This window comes from Basilea psittacipulmonis DSM 24701 (genome assembly GCF_000743945.1).
Classification (GTDB): Bacteria; Pseudomonadota; Gammaproteobacteria; order Burkholderiales; family Burkholderiaceae_B; genus Basilea; species Basilea psittacipulmonis.
On sequence record NZ_CP009238.1, the window covers coordinates 1,644,683 to 1,657,339 of the forward strand.

11 protein-coding genes are annotated in these 12,657 nt (G+C 39.6%); 1 reads left to right on the forward strand and 10 read right to left on the reverse strand.

The genetic code is table 11. From position 1 onward, the window contains the following. Window positions 1-59: 59 nt before the first annotated feature. The 8 genes from IX83_RS07065 to orn form a co-directional block, all read right to left on the reverse strand. Entirely contained in the window at window positions 60-1,661 is a 1,602-nt protein-coding gene (locus IX83_RS07065; protein ID WP_038500746.1) for an isocitrate lyase, read from the reverse strand. Between the two features lie 649 nt (window positions 1,662-2,310). Continuing rightward, on the reverse strand, window positions 2,311-3,300 hold the full coding sequence (locus tag IX83_RS07070; protein WP_038500749.1) for an asparaginase: 990 nt from the start codon (window positions 3,298-3,300) through the stop codon (window positions 2,311-2,313). Continuing rightward, the gene (locus IX83_RS07075) at window positions 3,300-5,339 is read right to left on the reverse strand and encodes a TIM-barrel domain-containing protein (RefSeq protein WP_148304543.1); all 2,040 of its coding nucleotides are present in this window, start codon (window positions 5,337-5,339) and stop codon (window positions 3,300-3,302) included. Before IX83_RS07075 ends, IX83_RS07070 begins: the two co-directional genes overlap by 1 nt. A gap of 142 nt (window positions 5,340-5,481) precedes the next feature. Next, window positions 5,482-6,048, reverse strand: a complete 567-nt coding sequence (gene pgsA, locus IX83_RS07080; RefSeq protein WP_038500752.1) for a CDP-diacylglycerol--glycerol-3-phosphate 3-phosphatidyltransferase — start codon at window positions 6,046-6,048, stop codon at window positions 5,482-5,484. Between the two features lie 102 nt (window positions 6,049-6,150). Further along, window positions 6,151-7,971, reverse strand: a complete 1,821-nt coding sequence (uvrC, locus tag IX83_RS07085; RefSeq protein WP_038500755.1) for an excinuclease ABC subunit UvrC — start codon at window positions 7,969-7,971, stop codon at window positions 6,151-6,153. After that, entirely contained in the window at window positions 7,934-9,025 is a 1,092-nt protein-coding gene (nagZ, locus tag IX83_RS07090; RefSeq protein ID WP_077315817.1) for a beta-N-acetylhexosaminidase, read from the reverse strand. Before nagZ ends, uvrC begins: the two co-directional genes overlap by 38 nt. Beyond that, a complete protein-coding gene (acpS, locus tag IX83_RS07095) occupies window positions 8,979-9,371 on the reverse strand; it encodes a holo-ACP synthase (protein ID WP_174407404.1) in 393 nt (130 codons plus the stop codon). Before acpS ends, nagZ begins: the two co-directional genes overlap by 47 nt. Window positions 9,372-9,375: 4 nt before the next feature. Continuing rightward, window positions 9,376-9,927 (reverse strand): oligoribonuclease, encoded by a 552-nt coding sequence (gene orn, locus IX83_RS07100; RefSeq protein WP_038500759.1) that lies wholly within the window; start codon window positions 9,925-9,927, stop codon window positions 9,376-9,378. A gap of 152 nt (window positions 9,928-10,079) precedes the next feature. On the opposite strand from orn, the gene rsgA reads away from it, so the two are divergent. After that, a complete protein-coding gene (rsgA, locus tag IX83_RS07105; RefSeq protein WP_038500762.1) occupies window positions 10,080-10,961 on the forward strand; it encodes a ribosome small subunit-dependent GTPase A in 882 nt (293 codons plus the stop codon). Window positions 10,962-11,254: 293 nt separating this feature from the next. Here rsgA and IX83_RS07110 read toward each other — a convergent pair whose 3' ends face one another. Both IX83_RS07110 and IX83_RS07115 read right to left on the reverse strand, forming a co-directional pair. Continuing rightward, window positions 11,255-11,698, reverse strand: a complete 444-nt coding sequence (locus IX83_RS07110; RefSeq protein WP_038500765.1) for an NfeD family protein — start codon at window positions 11,696-11,698, stop codon at window positions 11,255-11,257. A gap of 11 nt (window positions 11,699-11,709) precedes the next feature. After that, entirely contained in the window at window positions 11,710-12,621 is a 912-nt protein-coding gene (locus tag IX83_RS07115; protein WP_038500768.1) for an SPFH domain-containing protein, read from the reverse strand. Window positions 12,622-12,657 lie beyond the last annotated feature (36 nt).

Here is a 12,657-nt window from a genome sequence, read left to right on the forward strand (position 1 = left end):
TGCTTCTAACTACCTCACACCGCTTTCGATCCTTATATCAATCGTTTAACTTTATCGACTTAGTGACCGAATTGGTTCATCGTGTTCTTCTTCGCATCACCTGCTTTCAGTGCATTTTCGCCTGAGAAGATTTCTTTGTGATCATCACCAATATCTGATCCCGCCATAGCTTGGTGTTTCACGCAAGAGATTCCATCACGAATTTCTTTACGCTGAACCCCTGCCACATAAGCTAACATGCCCTCATCACCAAAGTAACCTTTTGACAACTCGTGCATAGAAAGCGCTGCGGTATGGTAAGTCGGTAAAGTAATCAAATGGTGGAATACACCTGCCAAACGTGCCGCGTCCGCTTGGAAAGTACGAATCTTTTCATCCGCTTCTTTGGCTAATTCTGTATCATCGTATTTTGCATCCATCAGCTTCGCACGTTCATAAGCTGATACATCCTTACCCTCAGCTACCCAACGGTCATAAGCTTGTTGACGGAAATTAATCGTCCAGTTAAATGACGGCGAATTGTTATACACGAGCTTGGCATTAGGTACTTGTTCTTTGATACGGTTTACCATATGTGCAATTTCTTCTACATTAGGTGTTGGCGTTTCGATCCACAAAAGATCCGCGCCATTTTTTAAACTCGTTACACAATCTAGCACCACACGATCGATTTGAGTACCTGCACGGAACTGATACAAGCCTGATGGCAAGCGGGTGGGACGATGTAATTTACCATTACGCTTGATTAAAATTTCATCTTCTTTTGCTTCTGAAATATCAATCTCTTGAGTGTCCAAATAACTAATGTATTGCGAAGCCAAATCACCTGGCTCACGTGACACAGGAATCTTCTGGGTTAAATCTGCACCCTCAGAATCTGTACGTGCCACGATTACCCCCTCATCCACACCTAGTTCTAAAAAGGCATAACGAACCGCATTAATTTTCGCCAAAAAATCTTCGTGAGGTACGGTTACCTTACCTGCTTGGTGACCGCATTGTTTCGCATCAGATACCTGATTCTCAATCTGAATTGCACACGCACCTGCCTCAATCATTTTTTTCGTCAACAAGTATGTCGCTTCTTCATTACCAAAACCTGCATCAATATCCGCAATAATAGGAACAACATGCGTTTGGAAATGATTGATTTTGTCTTCGATCTCTTTCACTTTAGCTGTATCACCAGCTTCTTCAGCTTTCTGCAAAGCACGGAACAAGTCATTTAATTCTTTTGCATCAGCTTGTTTTAAAAAGGTGTAAATTTCTTCAATCAAATTCGGCACAGCTGTTTTCTCGTGCATAGACTGATCAGGCAACGGACCAAACTCAGAACGTAATGCGGCCACCATCCAACCAGATAGATAAATATAGCGTTTTTCTGTCGTACCAAAGTACTTTTTATTCGCAATCATCTTCTGCTGTGCAATAAACCCATGCCAACAACCCAAAGACTGTGTGTAATTGCCATGGTCCGCATCATATTCTGCCATGTCTTTACGCATAATCGCGGCGGTAAACTTTGCAATATCGAGACCCGTTTTAAAACGATTCTGGACCATCATTCGTGCAGCATCTTCTGGTTTAATAGCATTCCAGTTTCCTCCTAATTTTGCTTTCACAGCACGAACATGTTCGATTGCAGATTGGTATGTCATAATAGCTCCTCTTTAAACATTAATAAATCTGTCCTATCCCCAAAGCTAGTAAGTACGGATACTTTCAATCTTTTTTTTCTTTATTTTTAACGTATCGAAAATTTATTTTTTTGTCAAGAAATGGAAAACAAGCATAAATCCTTACTATTTTTATCTACTATCCTGAAACCAAAAAGTCTATTTCTTCCCTCTTTTGTTTCAAATATAAAAAACACAATACTATCAAATAGATAGGAAACGCCCTGAGATTTAAAAAGAAAAATCAATCGTTTCAAGGCTTTTGATAAGGAAAAACCCCTCTCACATTTTTCAAAACATTCAATAAAATCGTTTATTTTTATATTTTTTCTACAAAAAACATTTATTTTTTCCTAACTTCAAACGATAGAGGGTTGTTATCAGGATAGAGGTCTTATTTTTTATGTTGAAGACGTTGAATAAGAAAAATCAAACAGTATTTTATTTTTTAATTTAAAATCAATCTACTATAAAATTTCAATTAATATTATTTTTTATTTTTTAAAGAAAAGAGAGGATTTTCTAAACGATTAGGGATAACCATAACAAACCATCATCTACTGATTTACCCTAGATAGGGATAACGATAATATCCAAATAAAACAAATATGTAGCAAAAATCACACGTTTTTTTTTAATACAGCATAGACTGTTCAAAATTTTTAATATGCAAAATCGGATCTAAATTATTAGCAATACTTAATGCCATGATCATTCTGGCACGGTGAGGAGTCAAATAATGTGCATAACAAACACCTCTGGCTTGCAAATCCACTTCAGCCCCTACATAACCGTAAGTATGTTCTGTCACACGTCCATGACGCGTACGTGATGTCATCACCACAGGAATGTCTGCTTGGCTAATCATTTCTGCAAAACGTTCGCTAATATGACCTGCTCCGACCCCCGCGATAACAACCGCATCTGATGAATCTAATAATTGTTTAAGATACTTGGGATCATCGGAATAACTCACTTCATAAATAGGAATATTCGGATTGTCCATTTTGTTAGGTGTCGGAAAAACAAAGCGTTTTACAGGTGCGTGAAAATAATGCACACGGCCCTCTACCACCTCACCACAGTGGCCAATATAAGACTGAAAAGCCGCGACATGAGTGGTATGTGCTTTTTCCACCCAATTTGCTTCATACACACGATCGGCAAAAACCACCTGAACACCGCGATCTTGAGAGTTATCACTTGAAGCTACTATGACTGAAGCCAGTAAATTAGCCGCACCATCTGCACCAGGACTATTAGGTGAACGCATGGCACCCGTCATCACAATCGGCACAGGCGAATGCCATAAAAGACTGAGAAAAAAAGCACTATCTTCTAACGTGTCAGTGCCTTGAGTCAGCACAATGCCATCAGCAGATTTATCTACCTGCTCTTGGCACCATGTAAGCACTTTGAGCATATCAGAAAACTGCAAATAGGCACTAGGGTAACTCAACAACGACGTTCCCACAATCTTGCTATAGTTGGCAATTTCAGGCACTGCTCGAAGAAAATCTTTTGCCCCTAATTTAGGAACAACACCGCCACCTTTTTCATCAGATGGCATCATACAAATCGTGCCACCTAAGGTACCCAGTGCGACTGTTTTTTTGGTGCCCATTATCGTTCTCTTGAAATACGTACCTCAGAGCCACGTCGTTTCACTTCAATACCTGGCAAACAAAAGATTTTCAAACCCTCTAATCCTTTCAAATAACTTGATCCTTGCATGTGCATCACTCGGATTTTGTTACGCATCACTAAAGGATCAACTAAAGGCATATCGAACATCCAAACTTCTTCTAATATTTTCGCGGTATTAAAGTCTTCGGTCGTTTGCATGTCTGGACCAAGGCACAAAATATAGCCCTCTCGCCCAAATGCCACCACCGTTCCAACTGGAGAAGCGACCGTGATCAACTGTCCCCCCTCGTATCGTTGTCCTGTATTTAAATCCCACCATGCACTGCCTTTAGGCAAATATACAGCGGTTTCATCCTGATCCGCTTCAAAAACTGGACACATTAATAAAGCGTCGCCAAACAAGTATTCATGCGGGTAAGCATCCACCTCTGGATCATCAGGAAAACTCAACGGTAGTGAACGTTGGACGGGAACACCAGAACGAATGCCCTCTTCAATCAAGCCATACACATAAGGCAACATTCTCATGCGAAGATTTAACAAATGTTCAAATACATCTTTGTATTTAGAATGCGTTAATCGTAATAAATCCTCACACGCATCGATACTAAATCCTGTTGAGAAAACTACAAAACTGAGCAATCTCATTAAAAATTCATCGCTACTATTTTTAAGCAATGATGCCGTTAAACGTATCGATGGAGCGATACAACCCGAGTTTTGTAGGCTAAGACTTTCTCTGATCAAATATTCAAGACCTGCCCAAGATGACTCATCAGTTCTAACTTCTTGCCATAAATATCTTTGGGAATAGGCAGAAAACGGTCCATTAAAAGCAATTGCTTCTGATGGTACTCTGTGATCTTTCATCGCTTTTTGTACCGCATCTTCAAGATATAAAGTGTACAACTGATGCAGATATGATCCCGTTTGTCCCATACGTGCATAGACACCATCAAATGATGGAATCGGCAGTTCAGTTACCATGCCATCGAGCATCTGAGCGGTCGCCACACGGTGCCATTCAACCCAAAGTTCCATTGCATCTTTATAGGTAATGTCCAATAAAGCAAACTTTTCTGACGTATGAACCAGATGTCCCTCAAATAAAAAGGCGTTACCTGCTTCGTCTTGCAACAACCAACCTCGATCTTCTAATTCTTCAAATAAAGGCGTACCTACTTTAATAATGGGTAGGGTCGGTGCGTAAATATGCCATTTTTCATTATGCAAATGATCAAAAAATAATTCTAAATTTGTTTGGCGTGAATCACTCCATTCCAGCTGGAGTTTATTTTGAGCAAAGTCTGCAAAACTTGGCAATGAAAACCGTAGATTATTTAAGCCAAAAGATGTTTCACGATATTTTGAAGCAATGGCAATAAAATCTGTATTCGATTGTTGGGGTAATTGATTCAACGTCGGTGCCAAAGACCAGATAGGCACGTACAATGCTGGTTTGGTAATGTTAGAAAAATGATTAAAGATCTGACTAGGCGTTCCCAACATGACCCAAAGGTCCAACACAGCAGATTTAGCGTAAATTTCATAGGTATTTGGATGATCTGATGCCAAATGATGAGAAGCTTCACCCCAATGATTTAAAAACACTCCCCATCCATCATTGGCATAAACAAAAGGTTGGTATCCCTCATCTGATGAAAGCACACGGTCACCACGTCTTGATAAATCAGCACACGATCCCAAGCCATAAAGTCTGGTATCATCTTTCAAATCAAGCATCAATCCCCAATCGCTAGGACGTTTTTCATCATCCAATTGCCAAGCCAATGGTGCTTGTTCATATAACAGACTGGTTCTCGTGATTAACTTACCCGAATGATACCATTCCAAACGAAACGGAGATGGATAGATATGCATCTCATATGAATCGACAATCAGCTTATACACCTTATCGTCAATGACTTCTATCTCTGTCGTTTCAAATTCTGTATTGATATGCAAGGCTTCTTGAGCTTTCTCAAGTTCTAGGGCTGATTTTAAGCCAAATCTCAAACGAAACACACCATTTCGCCCAGATTCCACTTTTAAAAAAACGTCATTTCCAAGCGAAAATAATAACTGAGAACACTTAGTTTCCGAAAATATGTACGCGACTGTTTCTGGATAATAATTCACAAAAATACCTTCCTAGTTACTACTTTTCATTGACTAAATGTGGCCATGCACTTTTTAGGTAATAACACATCGACCAAATCGTTAACACGGCGGCTAACACAATCAACACCGTTCCTAATATTTTAAAATCAATGCCTGCTATCGTATGACCATATAACAAACAGGGAATCGCAATCATCTGAACAATGGTTTTTACCTTACCTAACCAATGTACCGCAACGTTCGATCTCGCCCCTAAAGTTGCCATCCATTCTCTCAAAGCAGAAATAGTGATCTCACGTCCAATAATAATCACCGCGATAATCGGATCCACTCGCGACAAAAACAACAGTATGATAAGTGCGGCGGTGACCATTAGTTTATCTGCAACCGGATCTAAAAATGCACCAAACGCAGAAGTCTGATTCAACCTACGTGCCAACCATCCATCTAACCAATCAGTAATCGCTGCTAATACAAAGAAAACCGTACCGATCGCATCACGATAAATATCTTTTTCACCCCATGGAATTGGCAAATAATAAATCATGATCAAAAGTGGGATCATCGCCACTCTCGTCCATGTCAAAATAATAGGGAAATTCATGATTTCTGTTATTAGAAAATACTTAAAATAATATAAGTATATAATTATAATATATATGTATTAAAAATGCTTTTTATCTCAGACTGATAAAGAGAAAATCTCTCAATGTAAAGCGTGGTAAATCTTCTCAGCCAACGCTCTTGAAATCCCCTCAATTTTACTTAAATCTTCAATACTTGCATTTTTAACGCCATTTAATCCACCAAATCGAGTCAGTAACTTCTGACGACGTTTTGCACCAATTCCCTCCACATCTTCTAAGCGAGAAACTTGACGCGATTTCGCTCGTTTTGCACGCATCCCTGTAATCGCAAATCGGTGGGCCTCGTCCCTTATCTCATCAATTAACATCAATGCAGGCGAGCTAATACCAGGAGAAATAGGAGCTCGACCATCTGTAAAAATCAGGGTTTCTAAACCTATTTTTCTCCCCTCACCTTTGGCTACCCCTACAATCACCGAAGTATCTAACCCTAATTCCTCAAATACGTTTTTCGCGATATCTACCTGTCCTTTTCCGCCATCAATCAATGCAATCGTTGGCATGGGCGAGTTACCCTCCACGACAGAAGTAAAGCGTCTATGCAACACTTGCCTCATTGCCGCATAATCATCCCCTGGGGTGATACCAGAAATGTTATACCGACGGTACATGGAGGGTTGCATCATATGATTTTGATATACCACGCAAGACGCTTGTGTCGCCTCACCTGAGGTATGAGAAATATCAAAACATTCTATTCTTATTTGATCGCTGTCTTGTGTATCTAATCCTAATAAATCGCACAACAACAAGGTTCGTTCTTGTTTAGCACTAGTTTCTGACAGCATGCGAGACAAAGATAATTGGGCGTTTTTAATCGCTTGTTCTAGCCAAGCTTTACGGATTCCTTGAGGGTGCAAAATCACTTTGGGACGATATGCTTTTGACTCACTTAATAAAGTCAGCAACTCATCATCCTCTAATGGACAAGAAATAATCAGCGTTGGAGGCATCAACTGTTCCAAATAATGCTGACTCATAAACGCTTGAAGCACATTAGACTCACTATCGTCATCATCATATTGACTTGGAAAAAATGCACGGTCACCCAAATGACGACCTGATCTCACCATCGCTAAATTCACACAGAACTTACCATTCATCTTCGCCACTGCAATGATATCAACATCGCTAGCACCACCAACTTCCATCGTTTGTTGATGTAAAACAGTTGCCAAGGCATTAATTTGATCACGAATCACGGCCGCTTTTTCAAATTCCAATGCATCCGAAGCCGCCATCATCTTAGCTTGCATGGATTGAATCAAATCATCCGCCTTGCCCTCTAAAAACAAAATCGCCTTATGAATATCTGCCTGATATTCTTGTTCAGAAATCTTTTGTACACAAGGTGCCGAACAACGATGAATTTGATATTGAAGACAAGGACGCGAACGATGGCTAAATACGCTATCTTCGCAAGTTCTTAAATGAAAGATTTTTTGTAAGATTTGAATCGTTTCTTTGACCGCCCAACTATTAGGATAGGGACCAAAATATCGACCGTTTTTATTAGTATTACCTCGATAATAAGCAATTCTGGGGTATTGGTGATCAGTAAATCTTAAATAAGGATAAGATTTATCATCACGAAAAAGAATATTGTATTTAGGGTGGAGAGTTTTAATTAAGTTATTTTCTAAAATTAATGCCTCAGCCTCAGATCGCGTCACCGTCACTTCAATCTTAGCCACTTTTGATACCATATGAGCAATGCGAGGACTGGCCAGTGTCTTCTGAAAATAAGAACTGACGCGTTTTTTCAAATCTCGAGCTTTGCCCACATACAAAACCACCCCGTCTTTATCAAGATGACGATAAACACCAGGCAAATGAGGCAACTCACTGAGAAATGTTTTGATGCAAAAGTCGTTTGGCATTGACATATAATCCATTCGTTTGTAATTCATCCCAAGTTAAAGCCGCTCCCACAGGCAATAAAGACATCAAACGGTTTGTCTTGAGTTCCACATCAGCAGGAGGAGTCAACTTCTCCAGCAACTCATCCGCTAAATCTGGGCGATTACATACCAAAACCATATCACAACCCGCATGGAAAGCAGCTTTTGCCCGATCATGAATATCACCCGCAACTGAAGCCCCCTCCATCGTCAAGTCGTCTGAGAAAATAACACCTTGATACGCTAATTGTTCACGCAAGATTTTTTGGACCCAAAACTTAGAAAAGCCTGCTGGCTGTGAATCCACTTTTTCGTAAATAACGTGAGCTGGCATAATAGCTGGTAAAGAGAGATTTCCCAAAGCGATATATGGCTTCACATCTTTTTCGTAAATCTCTTCAAAGCTTCTATCATCAATTGGCACATGCGTGTGAGAATCTGCATTTACATAACCATGACCTGGAAAATGTTTGCCACAAGATGCCATGCCTGAATCCGACAAACCTTGAATTAATGCACGAGATAACAAAGAAACGACTTTAGGATCGGCGTGAAAAGCACGATTACCAATCACATCACTACGACCATAATCCAAATCAAGCACGGGGGTGAATGAAAAGTCAACACCACAAGCCCTTAACTCTGATGCAAGAATAAAGCCTGTCGCTTGAGCCAGTTGTAATGCCAACAATTCGTCTTGTTCATATACGCGACCCAACTCTCTCATAGCGGGTAGATGAGTAAATCCGTCCGTTTTAAAACGTTGCACTCTTCCGCCCTCATGATCCACCACGATTAGTAATGGCGTATCTCTCAACGAATGGATCTCTTGGCATAATCGTGTCAATTGTTCTCTACTTTGAAAATTTCGAGTAAATAAAATCACCGACCCGACCAAAGGATGTTTTAATCTTTGTTTCTCATGTTCTGTTAACTCATAACCCTCGATATCCACCATCACTGGGCCTAAAGGTGTTTTACTACCTTCATCGCGTTTCGACCAGTACGAAAGCGAAGACAAGATCTGATTCATCTGTAATTGAGACATGTGCACTTCCAAATTTTTGTTCATACCAAGTTTTTAAAGGCTCTGACAAGACGATCATCGGTTTACCACTTTCATGGTTTAACGTTTGAACAGCAGACCATCTCATCGGACTACGGATACCCAAGCCAATCGCCTTACTAAATGCTTCTTTCACAGCAAAGCGAGTTGCCAAATAACGAATCCCTCTATGTTTATCTCGTGCATATCGACGTGCAAACACAGCTTGCTCTTGAGGGCCATAAACCTTATCTAAAAATCGTTGCCCCCAACGTTCATAACTAGCTTCGATACGATGCAAATAGAGTAAATCCGTTCCAATACCCGCTATCATCGTATTACAAGGCAATAAAGTGTTCACGATAACATTTCAACTCTTCGATAGACTCGCGAATATCTTGCAATGCTTGATGTTTATTTGATTTTTTTTGTTCATTTGCCGCAAACACTTGTGGAGCCCATCTTCTGGCGAGTTCTTTTAACGTTGTCACATCAATCATTCGATAGTGCAAAAACGTATCTAACTTTGGCATATATTTTTTAATAAACAATCGATCTTGAGCAATAGAATTACCGCATAATAAGGCTTTACCTTTTGGAACATATTGACTCAAGATATTGATTATTTCATCTTCTACTTTTTCTTCAGTCAAATCAGAGGCCTTTACTTTATCGATTAGACCGCTACCTCCGTGCGTGCCTTTGTTCCAAGCATCCATCTTATCTAAAATTTCTGAACTTTGGTGAATCACCCATACTGGTGCTTCATATACAACCGTCAAATCAGGCTCTGTGATAATCATGGCCACTTCGATGATACGTTCTTTTTCAACATCTAGCCCTGTCATTTCCATATCGATCCACACAAGGCGTTGTTCATTTAATGACATAGTTTCTTCCTCATCAAAACCCTATTATTTTCTCACAATATCTGCATAGTGTGCGATACACTATAGCTTTTTAAACATCAAAAAATCTGTTTTGCTTATTTTTACTTGCTTAGATTAAAATGTGCAAATATCATTAATCACAAAAGGTCAGAATGAAAGGGTTGGTTACCGCTGCTCATGGCAGACATTATGAAGTAGAACTTGAGAACGGCAAACATTATCGTTGTTATCCCAAAGGAAAAAAATCAATCGTCTGCGTGGGTGATCACGTACAAGTGAATGTCCAAAATGAGCAACAAGCCTGGATAGAAGAGATATTGCCTAGAAAAAATTTGCTTTATCGTTCTGACAAAATGCGTTCTCGCCAGTTTGCCGCAAACATCGATCAACTGATTATTGTGATTGCAACAGAACCTGATTTTTCTTTAGATTTGCTAGGTCGTGCTGTAACCGCTGCATGGGCAGAACACATCGATCCCATTATCTTATTAAACAAATGCGATTTACAAGAAAAAGTCGATCGTTGTTTAGAAAAAATTTTCTTTTATACCCAACACGTCCCTCTTATCAAGCTTTCAGCACTGAACACTCAAGAAGTAGAAGCGTTACTTTTGCCAAAACTTGAACACAAAACAAGCATTTTATTAGGTCAAAGTGGCATGGGAAAATCTACTATTTTGAATGCATTAGTTCCTGATGCCAACTGTCAAACTCAAGAGATTTCACAAGCCTTAGGCACGGGTAAACACACCACCACCCACAGCACTTTATATCATTTACCCCATCATCGCGGACAAATTATTGATTCACCCGGCTTTCAAGCATTTGGTTTATTTCATTTAAGTCACGAGCAGATTTTACAAGGCTTTCCCGAATTTAATGAGTATTTAAAAGACTGTCGATTTTACAACTGCACTCACCAAAAAGAACCACATTGTGGCGTTCGCCAAGCCTTGGCAGAGGGCAAGATAGATCCTGAACGTTACGATCTGTACCTTCGATTACTAGCTGATATTCAAGTCTCTTTTGATTAGCGAATGCATAAGACTATACGTCTTTTTTGAAAGCGGTGGACTGTAGCAGTGAAGCGGGTTTGCAAACATCCTCATTTATTATCTAGACCTATTTGACACTTAATTTATAAAATTTAATATACGATTATTTTTTATACTTTGCTGTGAATCGTTAGAAATGGAGCGGGTTTGAGATATAAAAAAACATCCTTGTCTTTACATTCACTTTCCAAAAAGGATGGTGAGAACAAGGATGTTTTCTAAATACAAACTCAAAGCAGATAACAACCTCTTGAGTTGTCACATATGGCGGTTTAGACTTTTTCCACCACCAAATACATATTATCCACGTCAATAATCTTTACTGCCGTGCCTTGGGGTAAATCGTCACCTTTTAAAGACCAACGACTGCCGTCTATAAATTCAGAGCCGATGCCATTTGTAATGGGGGATTGCAAAACAATCGTACGATTTAATAAATGATAAGCACGATTATTTAAGTAACTTGCTGAGTCGTTCTTTTCTTTTTTAATAAGGTGTCTTCCCCAGTAAAACCAAGAAATAAAACTCAACAAACTTAACACGGCATACCAACATAATTGCCATGCCAAATCAAGATCTGGCATCACATAACAAATTAAAGCAACTACCACAGAGGCAATCGCTAAAAATATTCCCAATAAGGCAGGTGCCAATACTTCCAATAAAAGCATTAGGCAGGCAATAATCAAATAACCCCAATAGGCTTCAAATGACATCACATATACTCCTATTTGGTTTGTTTCTTGGTGTCATTCAGCATCTCAGCTACACCACCCAAAGCCCCTAGTAACCCAGAAGTATCCATCGGCAAGAAGAATGTTTTTTGGTGATTACTTTCTGCGAATTTACCTAAAGCCTCTACATACTTCTGAGCAACGAAATAATTAATCGCATTCGTGTTACCTTGGGCAATCGCTTCAGAAACCATACGTGTTGCTTCCGCTTCCGCTTTCGCGGCACGTTCACGTGCTTCCGCATCCAAAAAGGCTGCTTCACGACGACCTTGTGCTTCTAATACCTGTGCCTGTTTTTGACCCTCTGCTTTTAAAATTTCAGATTGTCTTTCACCTTCTGCTTCTAGAATTTGGGCACGTTTAATCTGTTCAGCTTTTTTCTGACGAGCCATTGCATCGACCAAATCAGCAGGTGGAGAAATATCTTTAATTTCAACACGCGTTACTTTAACACCCCATGGATGAGTCGCTAAATCAATCGTATTCAACAAACGCTGGTTAATCTCATCACGACTAGCCAATAAATCATCCAAAGGCATACTACCCATGACCGTACGAAGATTCGTCATGGATAAATTAATAATCGAATATTCTAAATGATCGACCGCATAAGCTGCCTTGGCCGCATCAATCACTTGGAAAAACACGATACCATCCACTTCAACAGTGGCGTTATCCTTTGTGATCACTTCTTGACGAGGAACGTCCAACACTCTTTCTTTCATATTGACCTTATGTCCAATACGATCCCAGAATGGAATGATCAAATTAAAACCAGGTTCTAACGTTTTTTTGTATCGACCCAAACGCAACATCGTATATTCCATCCCTTGTGGCACAATACGAATCGACTGTGTCAAAAATACGATGACCACCACGAGTAATACTATTGCAAACTCTAACATCAATATTCCTTTTCAAAATTAGATTAATCTTTAAAT